Source organism: Pseudomonas sp. SCA2728.1_7 (assembly GCF_018138145.1).
Taxonomy (GTDB): Bacteria; Pseudomonadota; Gammaproteobacteria; order Pseudomonadales; family Pseudomonadaceae; genus Aquipseudomonas; species Aquipseudomonas koreensis_A.
Window position 1 is genome coordinate 4,872,559 of sequence record NZ_CP073104.1, and the last position, 16,024, is coordinate 4,888,582.

The 16,024-nt window shown below is 59.7% G+C and carries 16 protein-coding genes; 5 read left to right on the top strand and 11 right to left on the bottom strand.

Going from position 1 to position 16,024, the window contains the following annotated elements:
* Positions 1-8: 8 nt before the first annotated feature.
* Positions 9-533, top strand: coding sequence for a single-stranded DNA-binding protein (locus KBP52_RS21800; protein WP_008081898.1), 525 nt, complete (start codon positions 9-11; stop codon positions 531-533).
* 200 nt (positions 534-733) lie between these two features.
* Here the strand turns inward: KBP52_RS21800 and KBP52_RS21805 are convergent, their stop codons facing one another.
* From KBP52_RS21805 to KBP52_RS21835, 7 genes are all read right to left on the bottom strand, one after another.
* Positions 734-1,891 (bottom strand): glutathionylspermidine synthase family protein, encoded by a 1,158-nt coding sequence (locus KBP52_RS21805; RefSeq protein ID WP_212620935.1) that lies wholly within the window; start codon positions 1,889-1,891, stop codon positions 734-736.
* A gap of 2 nt (positions 1,892-1,893) precedes the next feature.
* The gene (locus tag KBP52_RS21810) at positions 1,894-2,586 is read right to left on the bottom strand and encodes a DUF1190 domain-containing protein (RefSeq protein WP_116029905.1); all 693 of its coding nucleotides are present in this window, start codon (positions 2,584-2,586) and stop codon (positions 1,894-1,896) included.
* Between the two features lie 17 nt (positions 2,587-2,603).
* The gene (locus KBP52_RS21815) at positions 2,604-3,029 is read right to left on the bottom strand and encodes a DUF350 domain-containing protein (RefSeq protein ID WP_016983572.1); all 426 of its coding nucleotides are present in this window, start codon (positions 3,027-3,029) and stop codon (positions 2,604-2,606) included.
* 15 nt (positions 3,030-3,044) lie between these two features.
* On the bottom strand, positions 3,045-3,695 hold the full coding sequence (locus KBP52_RS21820) for a DUF2491 family protein (protein ID WP_212620936.1): 651 nt from the start codon (positions 3,693-3,695) through the stop codon (positions 3,045-3,047).
* A gap of 201 nt (positions 3,696-3,896) precedes the next feature.
* Positions 3,897-4,595 (bottom strand): PspA/IM30 family protein, encoded by a 699-nt coding sequence (locus tag KBP52_RS21825; RefSeq protein ID WP_038362095.1) that lies wholly within the window; start codon positions 4,593-4,595, stop codon positions 3,897-3,899.
* 17 nt (positions 4,596-4,612) lie between these two features.
* Complete coding sequence (locus KBP52_RS21830; RefSeq protein WP_123448306.1) at positions 4,613-5,281, bottom strand: YjfI family protein; 669 nt, start codon at positions 5,279-5,281, stop codon at positions 4,613-4,615.
* A 145-nt stretch (positions 5,282-5,426) separates the two neighbouring features.
* Positions 5,427-5,981: a cysteine hydrolase family protein gene (locus KBP52_RS21835; protein ID WP_212623152.1), complete on the bottom strand. Its 555-nt coding sequence runs from the start codon at positions 5,979-5,981 to the stop codon at positions 5,427-5,429.
* Between the two features lie 101 nt (positions 5,982-6,082).
* On the opposite strand from KBP52_RS21835, the gene KBP52_RS21840 reads away from it, so the two are divergent.
* The 3 genes from KBP52_RS21840 (at position 6,083) to KBP52_RS21850 (ending at position 9,222) form a co-directional block, all read left to right on the top strand.
* Positions 6,083-7,084 carry a GlxA family transcriptional regulator gene (locus tag KBP52_RS21840; RefSeq protein WP_212620937.1) on the top strand — a complete coding sequence of 334 codons (1,002 nt, stop codon included), beginning with the start codon at positions 6,083-6,085 and terminating at the stop codon, positions 7,082-7,084.
* Between the two features lie 280 nt (positions 7,085-7,364).
* On the top strand, positions 7,365-8,474 hold the full coding sequence (locus KBP52_RS21845; protein WP_212620938.1) for a DUF3182 family protein: 1,110 nt from the start codon (positions 7,365-7,367) through the stop codon (positions 8,472-8,474).
* Complete coding sequence (locus KBP52_RS21850; protein ID WP_016983578.1) at positions 8,464-9,222, top strand: alpha/beta fold hydrolase; 759 nt, start codon at positions 8,464-8,466, stop codon at positions 9,220-9,222. The genes KBP52_RS21845 and KBP52_RS21850 overlap by 11 nt, the downstream gene beginning before the upstream one ends.
* A 114-nt stretch (positions 9,223-9,336) precedes the next feature.
* On the opposite strand, the gene KBP52_RS21855 is transcribed toward KBP52_RS21850, so the two are convergent.
* The 4 genes from KBP52_RS21855 to KBP52_RS21870 are packed head-to-tail and all read right to left on the bottom strand — an operon-like array spanning position 9,337 to position 13,311.
* A complete protein-coding gene (locus KBP52_RS21855; protein WP_123593127.1) occupies positions 9,337-10,323 on the bottom strand; it encodes a lysylphosphatidylglycerol synthase domain-containing protein in 987 nt (328 codons plus the stop codon).
* Positions 10,320-11,594, bottom strand: coding sequence for a cardiolipin synthase ClsB (gene clsB / locus KBP52_RS21860; RefSeq protein WP_212620939.1), 1,275 nt, complete (start codon positions 11,592-11,594; stop codon positions 10,320-10,322). The genes KBP52_RS21855 and clsB overlap by 4 nt, the downstream gene beginning before the upstream one ends.
* The gene (locus tag KBP52_RS21865) at positions 11,591-12,388 is read right to left on the bottom strand and encodes an endonuclease/exonuclease/phosphatase family protein (RefSeq protein WP_212620940.1); all 798 of its coding nucleotides are present in this window, start codon (positions 12,386-12,388) and stop codon (positions 11,591-11,593) included. The genes clsB and KBP52_RS21865 overlap by 4 nt, the downstream gene beginning before the upstream one ends.
* Positions 12,385-13,311 carry a DUF72 domain-containing protein gene (locus KBP52_RS21870; RefSeq protein WP_212620941.1) on the bottom strand — a complete coding sequence of 309 codons (927 nt, stop codon included), beginning with the start codon at positions 13,309-13,311 and terminating at the stop codon, positions 12,385-12,387. The genes KBP52_RS21865 and KBP52_RS21870 overlap by 4 nt, the downstream gene beginning before the upstream one ends.
* Before the next feature lie 514 nt (positions 13,312-13,825).
* Between KBP52_RS21870 and KBP52_RS21875 the strand changes: the two genes are divergently transcribed.
* Positions 13,826-15,919, top strand: a complete 2,094-nt coding sequence (locus tag KBP52_RS21875; protein WP_212620942.1) for a mechanosensitive ion channel family protein — start codon at positions 13,826-13,828, stop codon at positions 15,917-15,919.
* Positions 15,920-16,024: the final 105 nt, after the last annotated feature.

Genomic DNA, 16,024 nt, shown 5'->3' on the forward strand with positions numbered 1-16,024 from the left:
AGAACGTTATGGCCCGTGGGGTTAACAAAGTCATATTGGTCGGCACTTGCGGCCAGGATCCCGAAGTTCGCTACCTGCCTAACGGTAACGCCGTGACCAACCTGAGTCTGGCCACCAGCGAACAATGGACCGACAAGCAAACCGGTCAGAAGGTCGAGAAGACCGAGTGGCACCGTGTTTCGATGTTCGGCAAGGTTGCGGAAATCGCCGGCGAATACCTGCGCAAGGGTTCGCAGGTTTACATCGAAGGCAAGCTGCAGACCCGTGAGTGGGAAAAAGACGGTATCAAGCGTTACACCACCGAAATCGTGGTCGACATGCAAGGCACCATGCAGCTGCTCGGCGGCCGTCCACAGCAGGGCGACCAACAAGGCGGTGGCAACAACTACCAGCAGTCCGCTCCAGCGCCACGCCAGCAGGCGCCGCGTCCGCAGCAGTCGGCTCCACAGCAGCGTTCGGCTCCTGCTCCACAGCAGGCCGCACCGCAACCGGCTCCGGATTTCGACAGCTTTGATGACGATATTCCGTTCTGATTCGCTGCTGTAACCGCTGCAAATAAAAAGGCCCGTCGCTTAAACGACGGGCCTTTTTTTGTGGAGCAAATAACCTGCAATCCCCCCCCGATCAACTGTGGGAGCGAGCCTGCTCGCGAAGGCGTCGGTCAGTTCAAAAAATGGTTGAATGACACACCGCTTTCGCGAGCAGGCTCGCTCCCACAGAAGGGATTCGGGTTTCAATCAAGGATCAGATGCGGCAGAAACCGGCTCGAATCTTTAGTGATCAGGCTGTTGTCTTCCCTTACACCAATCCCCGCTGCCTGATCGCCAATCACCCAGGAACCGATCAACGTGTAGCTGTCACCAAATTTCGGCAATGGCGCAAATTCCTGCAGGATAAACGGTGCATCCGTGTAGGGTCCGTCCTCTTTGACGATCAGACCATCAGCCGTTTGCAACTCGATGTTCGCGCCCTCGCGGGAAAAGTACGGCTTGCGTACCCAGCCTTTAGGCACCGCGCTTGCCGGGTTCGGGTCGAGATGCGCCGCCAGCAGATTCGGATGCCCTTTGTGCATTTCCCACAGCAACGGCAGTGCACCCTTGTTCGACAGAATCGCCTTCCACGCCGGTTCGAAAAACTGCGTATCGCACTCGGCAATCGCCGCGCCGAACGGCTCGTGGAAGATGAATTCCCAGGCATGCAGCTTGAACAGATGCGGGATCCAGCGATCTTCCAGATCGACAAAACGCCCTTCAGCCGTCAAGCCGATGTCTTCAATATCGATGTGCCGTGATTCGATGCCGACCTTCTCGGCGATCAACCGCAGGTAATCCGTGGTGCCCTTGTCTTCGACCGACTCTTTCATCGAAGCAAAGTAGAACGGACGCTTCAGCTGTAATTCGGCGAAGGCCTGGTGCAACTGGGTGTCGATGCTGTTGAACTGGTCGGCATGACGCGGCAGCGTGCCGCGCTCGATGCATTGTTCCAGCCAGCCCCATTGAAACGCCGCCGCTTCATAAAGACTGGTCGGCGTGTCGTAGTTGAGCTCCAACAGTTTTGCCGGGCCGTTGCCGCTGTAGGAAAAGTCCATGCGGCCGTACAGATGCGGATGACCTTCCAGCCAGGAAGTACGGATCATGTCGTAGTACGGCGCCGGGATGCTCAGGCGATCCAGCAGTTCCTCGCTGTGCACCACACGGTCGACCAGGTCCATGCACATCTCGTGCAGTTCGGTGGTCGGGTCCTCAAGATCGTTTTCGATCTGCGCGAGCGTGAACTGGTAGTACGCGCTTTCGTCCCAGTACGGCTCGTCGTCGATGGTGTGGAACATGAAGCCGAGGCTTTCGGCGGTCTGTTTCCAGTCGGGGCGCTCGGCGCAGAGGATCTTCTTCATGGTCAGCTACTCGAACGACCAGAACCAGAACTGCTGCCCCAGCCACCCCAGCCGCTACGGGCGCTGGACTGGCTGCCGAAGCCGCCGCGTGACGTCGAAGAAGCCACGTTGACCGGTTTGCTTTTGCTGCTCTCGTAATCCGGCTGGCTGCGCGTCGTGGTTTCGGCTCTGCGGTACTGCGTCGAGGTGTTGTATGGCTGGCGCGTTTCGCGATCGCGGTAAACCGTGCGTTCGGCGTTGTTGCTCATCGCGTTGCCGATCAGCCAGCCGGTCAGCCAGCCATTTCCGCCACCGCTGGAGACGTGCGAAGTGCTTTGCACATTCTGCGCCGTTGCACTACCGGCGGGCATCTGGGCATTGGCGATGGCGTCGAGGTTCTGCGCCGGCTCACCTTCCTGCGGCACTTTGAAGCCGCCGAGTTTCGGCACGAAGCGGCCGTCGGAATTCTTCTGGCACCAGTCAGCGGCGAAATCTGCGTCGCACTTGGCCTTGGCGTCGTACGCCGGGGCGATGCGCCGGTGTTCGGTCAGAGCGGCGACGTAGGCGTTGGAGCAGACATCGGCAGCCACTTCGGCGTCGACGCACTGTTCCACGTTCTGGAAATTGCGCGGTTGATCCGCGGCTGTCACTTGGCCGGAAACGGCCATGGCCACCGAAGCGGCAAGAGACAACTGAACGTATTTGCTGCGTTTCATCTAAGGCTTCCTGCCGATCAGTTGGACGGTGTCATGCACGCGGCGTTGAGCATGCCGACGCTGATCGCGACCGCTGCAACGTAAATGCCGGAAGCGATTTCACCGTTGGCGATGCGCTGGGAGGTGCCTTTGAGCACAAGGCCCGTGGCAAGAAACGCCAGCAGTTGCACGACGGCGGCAATCACCGCCCACAGTACGAAATCGAGAACATTGACCGAAAACGCAATCACGTTACTGGCCGGAATCGCGAAGCCGATGATCGCGCCGGCCAAAGCGATGGCCGCGGCTACGTTGCCGGAGCGAATCAGCTCGAATTCCTTGTGCGGCGTGATGCGCGTGTAGACGAATTGAAACAGCATGAACAGCAGTACGGCGCCGATGAGGTAGACGACGAAACCGACCAGCGCGGTTTTGTTCAGGGAAACGGCCAGCACTTCCAGCATGTAAAACTTCCTTTTTTAAATGGTGCTCAGATCTGTCGTGTACAGCGAGATGCCGAGCGAGGTGCTCAGGCTGACGGTGCCTTCTTCATCCTGTTCGACGGAGAACAGCAGCAGTTCGCGGCGATCGGTCAGGCCGGTCTCGCGCGCATAAAGCATGGAGTGGTGTTCGATGGTGTAGCTCTCGTCCGGATTGACCACCTGTTCGGTCATCGGTACGAGTTCGGTCTGGCCGTGCTCGGTGCCCCACTCGCGGGTGTATTCGACACCTGCGTGGGTGTAGGTCGGCAGACCGATCGAGCTGTTGGGTCCGGCCAGGCGCTGCAGTTCGGCGTCACTGTTGACGGTCACGTAACTGAGGTAGTTGAACAGGGTGACCGATTCGATCTGATCGTCACCGGTGACGTGGATCTGCAGCCAGAAATCCTCGTCATTCATGTAATAGCGGTGCAGTTTATTGGACTGGCCGAGGTCGACCCAGCCGTGACTCCAGATCGCCTGATCGAAGGGCACGCGCACCGTGGTCGAGCCGTCGAGCAGCAGCGCCAGCGTCGTATCGAACCTGACAGCTTTGCCCTGAGCCAAGCCGAGTGGGCCACTGGCAACGGTCGATGTCGGCGCAGCGGTCTGCCAGTTGCTGGTGCCCAGCAAGTCTTTAAACCATCCCATGGGTACGTTCCTTGAAGCGGGTGGAGGTGTTCGTCGGCGAAAAAAACGTGGCTAGTGTACCGGGCTACGCGATCAACGACACGCCACAAACCATGTAGGAGTGAGCCTGCTCGCGATGGCGGCGGTTCAGACAACACTGAGGTTGAATGTTCCGGCCTCATCGCGAGCAGGCTCACTCCTACAAGGGTTTTGTGCAAATGCTTACTGAGCGGACTTTTGCTTCAGGCGCTCAAGAATCGCATTGGCGCTGCCTTCGTTCGGCGTGATGCCGGCGTCGCGCAGTTTGCGTTCCAGGTCGTTGCCGGTCGAAGCGTCAGCCAGTTCGTCCGCCGCGCTCAGCTCGGCAGCACGTTGCTGCTGCTTGGCTTGCAGGCGGTTCAACGTACCGACGGCGGTTTCCAGTTTGCCATTGGCGCCACCGCTGGCGATGGAGGCGCTGACCTGGGCTTTCTGCACGCTTTCACGGGCCTTGGCCATGTCCACTTGCTGGCGCAGGCTCTTGATCCGCGACTCGGCTTTGCTGATGTCTTTGCGCATGTTTTCGGCGTAGGTGCCGAATTCGTCGCTCTGCTTTTTCTCAACATCCAGCTCGTTGGTCAGGGTGGAGATCGCTTCGGCCACTTCCAGCGCCAGGTCTTCACGGCCGGCGTTCAGCGCCGAGACCGCTTTGGCTTCCAGATCCTTGATCTTGGCGTCGTACTCGCTCACGCGGTCGGCCGCCAGTTTGTGCTTGGCCATGATAGTGACCAGTTCGCGACGAGCGTTCGACAGCGCGCTGTCGGCGTCGCGGATTTCCTGATCGAGGATGCGCAGGGCCTGTTGGTCGGCGATCGCTTCGCCGACTTCATTGGCGCCGCCGCGCAGTGCGGTGAACAACTTGCTCCAGATGGACTGAGTCATTGGATATTCCCTGTTGATTACTTGAAGAAGTGTTCGAAGGCTTCACTCGCGCGCTGCACGTTGTCGACCAGGGTTTTCACCTCGGTGACGACGTTGGTCAGGCTCGAGTCGGCGCTGAGGGCGCCAAACATGTTGTAAACGGTCTGCCCGTTCGGCATCGACTCGATACCGATCGACGACAGCGGGAACATTTCCCGGCTGCGCAGCACGGCATCGTTGAAGGCGCGCACGTCGCTGATCGAATCGATGTCCACCAGCACGGTGTCGACGATGATCTGCTGGCCGGCCAGGGCGATGTGAATCGGCAGACCGCCGAATTCGTTCATTTCCAGCTTGATGCTGGGTTCGGAGCTCTGGATCAGCGACAGCGTGATTTCTTGCGAAGCCACCTCGTCCAGGGCCTTGAGGGCGTTGAAGAGGCTATCGATGGTCCAGTTGTTGCCTGCGCTCATGTAATTCTCCGACATGAAAGAGCCAGCCAGAATCGGTTGGCGTAGCTGTTGCTCCATTTGCTTGAGCAAGCTTCGGTTTTCGGGAAGCACCCAAGTTTCGTGTTTCACATAACCGGCAGCGGCCAGGCCCGCGCGCATCTGCTTCATATAGAAGCTCGACGGTTTTTTCGTGGACGCTTTCGCACGCTCTCCCTTGGGGCTCTCTGATTTCGCGGTGGGGGAACGGCTTTTCATGGCAATGGCTCGGTTATGGACATCTCACGCGTGAGCCACACTACAACCAATTCAAAATGCCATCAATGGCTCACGCGTGAGATTTTTATGACAGGCGAAAAAAGGCCCGCAATAACGCGGGCCCAGTATTTTTGCGAAATATGACTCAGCTTTTGGCGGCGAGGAATTGGTCAGTGGATACCACGCTGGCGTAGGCAAAACCCAGCGCTGACATGAACGCGGCATGGACGTGAGCGGCCGGCACTGTCAGGCCATTGAACTCAAGATCGCGGCTGGCGCAGGCATCGTGAATCACCGTGACGGCGTAACCCAGATCCGCCGCCGCGCGGGTAATGCCGTCAACACACATGTGGCTCATGCTGCCGACCACTACCAGTTCCTTGATGCCATGTTCATCGAGGATCGCTTGCAGTTCGGTTTCGCGGAACGAGTTGACGAAGTGTTTGAGCACCACCGGTTCATCGGCTCGGTTGAGCACTTTCGGGTGCAGCTTGGCGCCGTCCGAACCCGGGGTTAAAAACGGCGCGTCGGCTGAGGTGAATTCGTGGCGAATGTGGACCACCGAATCGCCGGTTTCGCGGAATGCGGCGATCAGCCGGGCGGCGTTGTCGGCGGCGGCATCAGCACCGGCCAGCGGCCACTTGCCTTGGGGGAAGTAGTCGTTCTGGATATCGACTACGATGAGCGCTTGCTTGGCCATGGGTGTGTCCTCGATGTATTGGCTGGAAGTGGCTTCAGTATTGGCGCTGGCCAGCGCTTCGAGGATTGGCCGCACCGACAATAGACAGGGGAAAACTGACAATGGGCGCAGAAAGGGCTGCCATCGCTGAACTGGGTGTGCTGATTTATCCCGGTGCGCAGATGGCAGCGGTGCACGGTTTGACTGATTTGTTTGCGGTGGCCAACCGGATTGCCGCCGAGCATCAGGCCGCGCAGTTGCCTGTGCTGCGGGTCAGTCACTGGCAGGTCGAAGGTGATCAGCCGCCAACGCGCACTTACGCCAGTCATGCGGGTGACGACAGCGCTTTGCTGGCGGTGCTGATTCCGCCATCGATCGGCGGGTTCTCGGCGGCGCAAGCGCCGGCCAGGCTGATGCAATGGTTACGCGATCAACACGCCCGCGGTGCGACGTTGGGTGGGGTTTGTGTAGGCTCGCTGATGTTGGCTGAAAGCGGTCTGCTCGACGGCCGCAGCGCCACCACCCACTGGACCTCGGCCAAGGCCTTCGCCGAGCGTTACCCGAAGATCAAGCTCAAGGCGGATACCCCGATTGTCGACGACGGCGACTTGATTACCACCGCCGGATTGATGGCGTGGTCGGAACTGGGTTTGCGTCTGGTCAACCGCCTGCTCGGACCGAGCATCGCTACCAGCACCGCGCGATTTCTGGTGATAGAGCACAGTGACAGCGCCAGTGAGTGCGGCAGTAATTTCGCGCCGATTCTCGGTCATGGCGATGCGGCGATTCTCAAGGTTCAGCACTGGCTGCAAAGCACCGGCGCGACGGATGTTTCGCTGACGGCGATGGCGGAGCGGGCCGGGCTGGAGGAGCGCACATTTCTGCGGCGGTTCCGCGCGGCGAGCGGGTTGAAACCGACCGAGTACTGCCAGCATCTACGGGTCGGCAAGGCGCGGGAAATGCTCGAGTTCAGCAATGGCACGATCGATCACATTGCGTGGACGGTGGGCTATCAGGATCCGGGTGCGTTTCGCGCAATCTTCAAGAAGATTACCGGGCTGGCGCCGAGTGATTATCGGGCGCGGTTTGGGGTGTCCCCGATCCCGAAAGCAACGAACATCTAATGTAGGAGTGAGCCTGCTCGCGATAGCAATCTGTCAGAAAACCGTGAGGTGACTGAACCACCGCTATCGCGAGCAGGCTCACTCCTACAAGAGACCACACAAGGTTCGGGATCGTGCAATTTGCCGGGGTTTTGCACGCCGTCGTGCAGATTGAAACAGGCGTGGTGCCAGCACGGTTCTGGCAAGTTTCTGATTGGCTTGGGATTTTCGTAGAGCGGTCGTTGGCCTGATCTCTGCACCTGTCACCGCTACAGTCATCGAACCGATGGAAGGGGGACGCATGACCCCGACACCCCGCAGGAAAATCGTCGTCGCCCACTCAGTGCGCGCCGACGCGCCGCAACATGAAGTACAGACCAACAAGGCCCTGGCGCGATGGCTGGCGCAGATTCTCGGATGCAAATTCGGCGGCAGCTACGACCCGGACAAACACCGCGGCCGTGACCTGTATCTGCTACCGACGCAAACCATTGTCGGCACTGCCAGCGCTCAGCAACTCGGTATCACAGGCCCTGACGATTTGTGGGGTGGCTTTGTCGAGCACGATTTCATCTGCACCAAAGCCATCAGCCACGGATTGCGCAGTCATCTGGCTCATGCGCCGCAAGGCTGGTCGCCGTTGTTTTCCGAGCGCGTGCGCAATGTGGTGCTGGATGGTCTCAGCGTGTTTGCCCTGGAAGATGCGCGCCCCGCCGCCGAGCATCTGCTGTACAGCGGCCCGATACGCATGAAGCCAGTGCACGCCTGTGCCGGTCGCGGTCAGGAAGTGATCAAAAGCCTCGACGCCTTCGACGAAATCCTTGCCCGCCCCGGCATCGATAAACAATTCAGCGAGGGCGTGGTGCTGGAGCAGGACTTGAGCAAGGTCTTCACCCACAGCGTCGGCCAGTCATTCATCGGCGGCAAGGTGCTGAGTTACTGCGGTGATCAATACTTGACCAAGGATGCTCACGGCGAAGACGTCTACGGTGGCTCGAACTTGCTGGTGGTGCAGGGTGGTTACGAGGAACTGCTGGCGCTGGAGTTGCCTGACGATGTGCGCCTGGCCATCGAGCAGGCACAGGTATTCGACAGGGCGGCGGATGAAGCCTATCCGCGTTTTTACGCTTCGCGGCGCAATTACGACATCGCCCAAGGCCTGGACAGTAATGGCAAATCCCGCAGTGGTGTGCTCGAGCAGTCGTGGCGCATGGGCGGTGCCAGCAGTGCCGAGGTCGCGGCGCTGCAAAGCTTCGTCAACGATCCGGGGATGCGCGCGATTCGTGTCTCTTCGGTGGAAACCTACATCAATCAGCCGCTGCCAGCGGACGCTATCGAGGTCTATCGCGGGCCGGCCGAAAACAGTGAATTTCTCCTCAAATACGTAACGGTCAAATCTTATGACGGCTAGAAGCGAAAGCATTCAAATCGACATTGATGATGAACAGATGAGCGGGACCTTTCTCAGTCCCAAATCGAAAGTCCCGGGGGTGTTGTTCGTGCATGGTTGGGGCGGTAGTCAGGAGCGCGACCTTGAGCGCGCCAAAGGCATCGCCGGTCTCGGTTGCGTGTGTCTGACCTTCGACTTGCGCGGGCACACCGGTGGCACCGGGATTCCGCTGACCCGTGTCACTCGCGAAGACAATCTGCGCGATCTGCTCGCGGCGTATGACCGCTTGCTCGCGCATCCGGCGCTCGACACCTCGGCGATCGCCGTGGTCGGCACCAGTTACGGCGGTTATCTGGCGTCGATCCTGACTTCGCTGCGCCCGGTACGCTGGCTGGCGCTGCGTGTGCCGGCGCTGTATCGCGACGAGCAATGGCACACGCCCAAACGTGAACTGGACAAGGCCGATCTGCGCGATTACCGCAGCACGCTGGTGCGCGCGGACACCAATCGGGCGTTGCATGCCTGTTCGCAATTCACCGGGGATGTGTTGCTGGTGGAATCGGAAACCGACGATTACGTGCCCCACGCGGCGATCATGAGTTACCGCGCGGCGTGCCAGCAGACGCATTCATTGACGCACCGGATTATCGACGGTGCCGATCATGCGTTGAGTGAACCGGTGTCGCAGCAGGCGTACACCTCGATTCTGGTGGACTGGATTACCGAGATGGTCGTGGGTGAGCGGTTGAGCATTATTCAGTCCGCATGATCTGTGTTGTTCGTTCGAGCGCCATCGCGAGCAGGCTCACTCCTACATTTTGGAATGCGTTCACTTGTAGGAGTGAGCCTGCTCGCGATAGCGTTTTCAAACTCACCAACTCTCTTAGGAAGGTTTCTTCTCGATCCGCAGCGCCTTGGCCTTGGCCTCTACCACCAGATACATCACCACCGTAATCAACAGCGGCAACAGAAAATAAATCGCCCGATACGCCAGCAACCCCGCCACCAGACTGCCGCGCGAAGCCTCGTGTTGCAGCAACGCCACAAACACCGCCTCCAACACCCCAAGCCCCGCCGGAATATGCGTAATGACCCCGGCAATCGCGCTGATCAACAACACGCCCAGCACCAACGGATAATCGAGCTTGCTCGGCAGCAAGGTGAAAATCACCGCCGCCATCAGCGACCAGTTCAACGCCCCCAGCAGCAGTTGCAGGACCGCCATGCGCAACGACGGCAGATTGATTTCCACGCCGCGAATCGACCATTCGCGGCGCTTGGAAAACTGACACGCGGCGAGATAGCCGGCGCTGATCAGTAGCAACAGCACGCCGATGCCTTGCAGCGCACTGCTGCTGATTTTCCAGCCCGGCGGCATCGTCACCAATCCGCTGCTGAACACCGCACCGGCGATGGTCATGTAGCCGAACCAGTTGGTCGCCAGGCTCAAACCGAGGATCTTGGCGATGTTGCCTTTGCTCACGCCAAGGCGCGAATACAGCCGGTAGCGCATGGCGATGCCACCCACCCACGCGCTCAGATTCAAGTTGAACGCATAGCTGATGATCCCTACCGGCAGAATCTGTTTCCAGGTCAGGTCCTGACGAATGTAAGTACGGCCGATCAGGTCGAAACTGGCGTACACGAGAAAACTCAGCAGCGTCAGGCTGGCGGCGATGATCAGTGTGCGCACCTTGAAGTCGGCAAGGGTCTGCAGCACTTCGGCCCATTCGATGCGCGTGGCGAACAGCGTCAGCAACACGATCAGCGCGAGGAAAAACAGCAGCGTCAACGGACGCTTCCAGCGGCTCCATTTCGAATGCGTTGCTGGCGCCGAATGCTCGGCGGAATGCACCTCGGAATGGCTCATGAGCGGTCACCTCGAAACGGCTTGAGCCTTGGTTTGTGCGCTGGCAGCCAACCGGCCATCGCCGGGAAGTGCCGCAGAAAGTGGAACACCAGAAAACCCACGGTCATGTGCCAGATGCGGCCACGCGGCGACTTGCTGGCATCCATGGCTTTGCAATGGTTTTGACTGAGGTCTTCGAGGCGTTCGAACAGATGCTGATTGAACGCGCGGTCGCGGATCAGCACGTTGGCTTCGAGGTTCAGCGACAGGCTCAGCGGGTCGAGATTGCTTGAGCCGACGGTGCTCCATTCTTCATCGACCAGCGCCACTTTGCCGTGCAGTGGGCGCTGGCAATATTCATGAATCTGTACGCCGGCCTTGAGCAGGTAATCATAGGTCATGCGTGCCGCGAGTTTGGCCACCAGCATGTCCGGTTGCCCCTGCAGAATCAGGCGCACCTCGACCCCGCGACGCGCTGCATTACGGATTTCCCGCAACAGGCGATAACCGGGAAAGAAGTAGGCGTTGGCGATCACCACGCGGCGTTTGGCGCGGCGCAGTACCTGCAGATAGACGTCTTCGATATCGGAGTGGTGCTGGTCGTTATCGCGGAACACCAGGCGCACCTGACCGTCGTGGTCATCGAAAGCCATCTCCGCGCGACGCTGGCGCCGACGTTGCCACCAGAACCGCGCACGGCCCGGCCGACCACTTTGCAGCAGGGCGAAATGATGGATGTCGGCGACTGCCGGGCCCTGAATTTCCACCGAATAATCCTGCTTGGCTTCAGGGCCGAAATCAGCGAGGTGATCGCCGGAAAAGTTGATCCCGCCAACAAACGCGATCAGGCCATCGACCACCACGATCTTGCGGTGCAAGCGGCGGAACCAGTTGGTGCGAATGCCCAGACGTTTCGGTGCTGGATCGAAAATTTGCAGATGCACGCCGGCCTCGCTCAGCGCGGTCAGATAACCGGTGCTCAACTCGCCGCAACCAAAGCCGTCGAGGCTGACCGTGGTGCGCACCCCACGACGGGCAGCGTCGATCAGAATCTCCTGCAACTCGGCACCGACCTTGTCTTCGAAAACGATAAAGGTCTCGAGGAGGATTTCACTCTTCGCCGCGCGCATCGCCTCGAACACTCGCGGGAAATACTCCTCGCCGTTCTCCAGCAACTCAACGCGGTTATTGCCCTGCCAGCGATACTCGACATCAACCTGGCCGGGCTCGCGTATCGGCGGGTTGACGGCGACCGGTTCCACGGCGGATTTTTCCAGCGGCGCGCTGCTCATAGTTGGATCTCTACCGATAAAGGAACGTGGTCGGAAAGGTGCGACCAAGGCCGGTTCGCCAGAACTTTCGGCTGGCTGGCCTTGAGGTTGCGCACGTAAATACGATCAAGGCGCAGTGTTGGCAGGCGCGCGGGAAAACTGCGCGCCGGTTTGCCCTGGTGCTCGGCGAACACTTCGCGCAGGCCGCAGGGTTTGAGCTGCGCATCGGCGCGCTGGCGCCAGTCATTGAAATCGCCAGCGACGATCACTGGTGCGTCGTCGGGTAACTCCGCCAGGCGTTGCATGAGCAAATCCAGCTGGGCGTTGCGATGACTTTCACGCAGGCCCAGATGCACGCAGATCGCATGCACTTCGGTGCCATCACCCGGCAGACGCAGCACGCAATGCAGCAGGCCGCGGTTCTCGTGGCCGTTGATCGACACGTCGAGGTTGTCGTGACGGATGATCTGGAATTTCGACAGCAGCGCATTGCCGTGGTCGCCCTCCGGGTACACCGCATTGCGCCCATAGGCGAACTGCGGCCAGAGGCTGTCGGCGAGAAACTCGTACTGCGGCATTGTCGGCCAATTGCTGTAGCGCTTGGGATGATGCTCGTGGGTGCCATGAACTTCCTGCAGAAACACCACGTCGGCCGCGACGCTGCGCACCGCTTCGCGCAGTTCCGGCAGGATGAAGCGCCGATTCAGGGCGGTAAAACCCTTGTGGGTATTAACCGTCAGTACGGTGAACGTCCGCACGGACGGCGCGACGACCGAGCCCTCATCGGTGAAGCCAACCGGTTCTGGAATACTCATGCCAACACTCCTTCGCCAGCGGGTTCGCCGGGGGGGGTGGCGAGGTCTTTATCCAGTTCGAAACGATGCAGCAGATCGCGGGCGTCGTACGGCGCGCGGACTTTGATGTCGTTGTCGAAATAGCAGAACACTTCGCGGGATTTGCGTGCGCGTGGCTTCAAACGTGGTGCGATCAGGTGCGCGTCTTTTGGTTGCTCGCCGTGGTGCCAGGCGTCAATGCGTTCGGCCCAGCGTTTGAGTGCCGGTGCGGTGTAGCCGCTGGCGTAGAGTTCTTCGGCACCGTGCAGGCGCAGGTAGACAAAGTCGCTGGTGAGGTCTTCGCGGTACGGCCATTTGTCCGCAGTGTCGGCGATCACCAGCGCGGTGTTGTGGCGTTTCAACAAGCGCACGAACTCGGGGTCGATGAAGCTCTCGTTGCGGATTTCCACGGCATGGCGCAGCGGCTTTTTGCGCCAGGCTTTCATGTTGGCGTGGCCGTGCAGGTGCGAATCGTGTTGATGGGCGAGGGTGGCGGCGGCTTCGGTGTCGTGGGGCAATAATGCGAGGAAGTGTTCAAAGCGCTCAGGCTCGAATTTGAAGTTCGGCGGGAACTGCCAAAGGATCGGCCCGAGCTTTTCCTTGAGTTCCAGCACCCCGGAGGCGAAGAAATTCGCCAGTGGTTTTTCGATCTCGCGCAAGCGGCGGATGTGGGTGATGAAGCGCGGCGCCTTGACGCTGAAAACGAAGTCGTCGGGTGTTTCGGCGTACCACTGCGCATAGCGTTCAGGCCGTTGCAGGGCGTAGAACGATCCATTGATTTCGATGCTGTTGACCGCTCGCGACGCGAACTGCAATTCGCGTTTCTGCGCCAGTCCCTTGGGGTAGAAGTCCCCGCGCCACGGTGCGTAGCGCCAGCCGGAAATACCGATGTGAATCGTTGCCATGCCGCCCTCCCGTCGAAAGTCCTCGTGTTGCCGGTATCTTTTGATGACTGCTGGCGGCTGGGGAAAGTTTCGACGGTATTACGGACGGTCACGTCCAAGGCGAAGATCAAAAGCGCTCCCCCTCACCCCAACCCTCTCCCCCAAGGGGGCGAGGGGGAAGGGAGCTGATCTTCAGGGTTTTCAGGGTTTGAGTTCGACTCCGGACTTGCAAGTCGGTGTACTTCTCGCAGGCAACTCGGTCAGCTCCCTCTCACGCTGGGAGAGGGCGAGGGGGAAGGGAGCTGATCTTCAGGGTTCTCAGGATTTGAGTTCGCCTCACAAGGGGGAAGGGAGCTGGTCTTTATGGTTTCCAGAACTTGAATTCGACTCCGGACTTTCAGGTCGATGTAATTCTTGTATTCAACTCGGTCGGCTCCCTCTCCCTCTGGGAGAGGGCTGGGGTGAGGGTGCTCTTGAACTTGCTGTGCAATTACCGATCAGTTCCTTACAGGTTCAGCCAAGGGAGATCGGAGTTTTGGTCAAGTTCAGGATCGCCATTCTGCTGGGAGCACTGCTGTTTCTCGGCGCCAGTGAAATTGACGCCGCCGCATTGCCGGGCGTCCCGGCCACCACCGAAGAAGCGGCTAAACCCGAACCGATTGTGCAGGGCGGTCTGCTCGGTGCGATCAGTTCGAGCATCGACGACGTCCAGGACAAGCTCGATCTCAACGAACACCTGGTCGACGCCTGGCGCCTGCGCGCCGATCGCGCCGCCGATGAAGTCGACAAACTGGTCAACCAACCGTCGAATCGCTCGGGCTGGAGCGTCGCCGGGGATTTCCTCACGCTGTCGGGCGTCTGGCTCGGCAGTTTCGCGTTATTGACGGTGCTCGGCAGTCTGTTGGCCAAGCGTCTGCGCGAGGGCCGCTGGTTGCGCACCCGCCAGCGCAGTCAGGATCTGATTGGTTATTTGCTGCCGTACACCGTGCCGGCGCTGATCTGCCTACCGCTGACGTTATATGTCAGCCATTTTCTGCAAGCCTCCGTCGGACGCGCGCTGGCGCTGTGTCTGGCCTACGCCACCAGCAGCGGGATCTTTTCCACCTCGATGTTGTTGTGCGTGGTGGTGATGTTCAACGTCGGCCATAAACGTCCGGCAGCGCGGATCATTCGAGATTATTGCCCGCGACCGTTGTTCCTGATCGGCTTCCTCGCGGCCCTCAGCGATGCGCTGACCAGCCCGCAGATCGCCCGACAACTGGGCGGTAACATCACCAGCAGTATCGCGGTGTTCACCGGCCTGATCGCCTCGATCATTTTTGGTTTGCTGGTGATTCGCCTGCGCCGCCCGGTGGCGCATCTGATCCGCAATCGTTCGCTCAGTCAGCGGCTGAAACAACCCTCGTTGCAGGAGTCGCTGCGGATTTTCTCGGGGCTGTGGTACTGGCCAATCGTGCTGATGGTGCTGGTCTCGGCGGTCAATCTGATCGGCATCGGCGAGGACAATCAGAAAGCCCTGCGCTGCGCGTTGTTCACCACGGTTTTGTTAATCGGCACGGTATTCCTCAGCACGATCCTGCAGCATTTGTTCAAGTCGCGAAAAGCCGAAGCGATCCAGCGCAGCAGCGCCTACAAGGAACGGTTCCTCAGCCTCTTGCATGCCTTGTTGCGGATCGTCATCGCCATTGCCTTCATCGATATCCTCGGGCGGATCTGGGGTGTATCGCTGCTCAATTTCGCTCAGAGCAGCACGGTCGGCCGGGCGATCAGCAACGCGCTGAGCAGCATCGGCCTGATCTTCCTGGTTACGTGGTTGCTGTGGGTGGTACTCGACACGGCGATTCAGGAAGCGCTGAAGCCGCCGCTCAGCAAACGCGCGGCGCGCCAGCCGAGCACGCGGGTGAAAACCATCCTGCCGCTGCTGCGCAACGCGATCAAAATCATCCTCGTGGTGATCTGCGCGATCACCACCATGGCCAATCTGGGAATCAATGTTGCGCCGCTGCTGGCCGGTGCCGGGGTGGTTGGTCTGGCCATCGGTTTCGGTTCGCAGCAACTGGTGCAGGACGTGATCACCGGGCTGTTCATCATCATTGAAGACACGCTTTCGATTGGCGATTGGGTGGTGCTCGATTCGGGCCATGCCGGCACCGTCGAAGGGCTGACCATTCGTACCTTGCGTCTGCGCGACGGCAAGGGCTTTGTGCACTCGGTGCCGTTCGGTCAGATCAAGGCAGTGACCAACCAATCGCGGCAGTTTGCCTTTGCGTTTTTCTCGGTGCAGTTCACTTATGACACGGACGTGGATAAAGCCATCGAGCTGATCCGCGAGACCGGTGATTCGATCCGCGAAGACCCGTTCCTCAAGTACAACCTGCAAGGGCCGCTGGATGTGTTTGGCGTCGACAAGATGGATTTGAACGGCGTGGTGCTGACGGCGCAATTCAGGACGGTGTCGGGCGGGCAGTATGCGGTGAGCCGGGCGTTCAATCAGCGTTTGAAGAAGCTTGTGGATAACAGCCCGGTGGTGCATTTCGCGCAGACTTATCCACAGCAGGTTTTGTTGCCGAAGCGGCAGCAGGAGGGAGAGGTAGTGACGAGTGAGGTGCCGCAGGAATCGCGGACTTAACGGGTGGATTTTGAGGGGGGATTACCGACGCTATCGCGAGCAGGCTCACTCCTACATTTTGGAATGCGTTCCCCTGTAGGAGCGAGCCTGCTCGCGAAGACGTCA

Excerpts from the sequence above, each read along its gene's own strand:
- KBP52_RS21835 (WP_212623152.1), bottom strand. The coding sequence starts at position 5,981 with ATGGCCAAGCAAGCGCTCATCGTAGTCGATATCCAGAACGACTACTTC.
- KBP52_RS21845 (WP_212620938.1), top strand. The coding sequence starts at position 7,365 with ATGACCCCGACACCCCGCAGGAAAATCGTCGTCGCCCACTCAGTGCGC.
- KBP52_RS21850 (WP_016983578.1), top strand. The coding sequence starts at position 8,464 with ATGACGGCTAGAAGCGAAAGCATTCAAATCGACATTGATGATGAACAG.
- KBP52_RS21870 (WP_212620941.1), bottom strand. The coding sequence starts at position 13,311 with ATGGCAACGATTCACATCGGTATTTCCGGCTGGCGCTACGCACCGTGG.
- KBP52_RS21800 (WP_008081898.1), top strand. The coding sequence starts at position 9 with ATGGCCCGTGGGGTTAACAAAGTCATATTGGTCGGCACTTGCGGCCAG.
- clsB (WP_212620939.1), bottom strand. The coding sequence starts at position 11,594 with ATGAGCAGCGCGCCGCTGGAAAAATCCGCCGTGGAACCGGTCGCCGTC.
- KBP52_RS21810 (WP_116029905.1), bottom strand. The coding sequence starts at position 2,586 with ATGAAACGCAGCAAATACGTTCAGTTGTCTCTTGCCGCTTCGGTGGCC.
- KBP52_RS21865 (WP_212620940.1), bottom strand. The coding sequence starts at position 12,388 with ATGAGTATTCCAGAACCGGTTGGCTTCACCGATGAGGGCTCGGTCGTC.
- KBP52_RS21830 (WP_123448306.1), bottom strand. The coding sequence starts at position 5,281 with ATGAAAAGCCGTTCCCCCACCGCGAAATCAGAGAGCCCCAAGGGAGAG.
- KBP52_RS21855 (WP_123593127.1), bottom strand. The coding sequence starts at position 10,323 with ATGAGCCATTCCGAGGTGCATTCCGCCGAGCATTCGGCGCCAGCAACG.
- KBP52_RS21840 (WP_212620937.1), top strand. The coding sequence starts at position 6,083 with ATGGGCGCAGAAAGGGCTGCCATCGCTGAACTGGGTGTGCTGATTTAT.
- KBP52_RS21820 (WP_212620936.1), bottom strand. The coding sequence starts at position 3,695 with ATGGGATGGTTTAAAGACTTGCTGGGCACCAGCAACTGGCAGACCGCT.
- KBP52_RS21815 (WP_016983572.1), bottom strand. The coding sequence starts at position 3,029 with ATGCTGGAAGTGCTGGCCGTTTCCCTGAACAAAACCGCGCTGGTCGGT.
- KBP52_RS21825 (WP_038362095.1), bottom strand. The coding sequence starts at position 4,595 with ATGACTCAGTCCATCTGGAGCAAGTTGTTCACCGCACTGCGCGGCGGC.
- KBP52_RS21805 (WP_212620935.1), bottom strand. The coding sequence starts at position 1,891 with ATGAAGAAGATCCTCTGCGCCGAGCGCCCCGACTGGAAACAGACCGCC.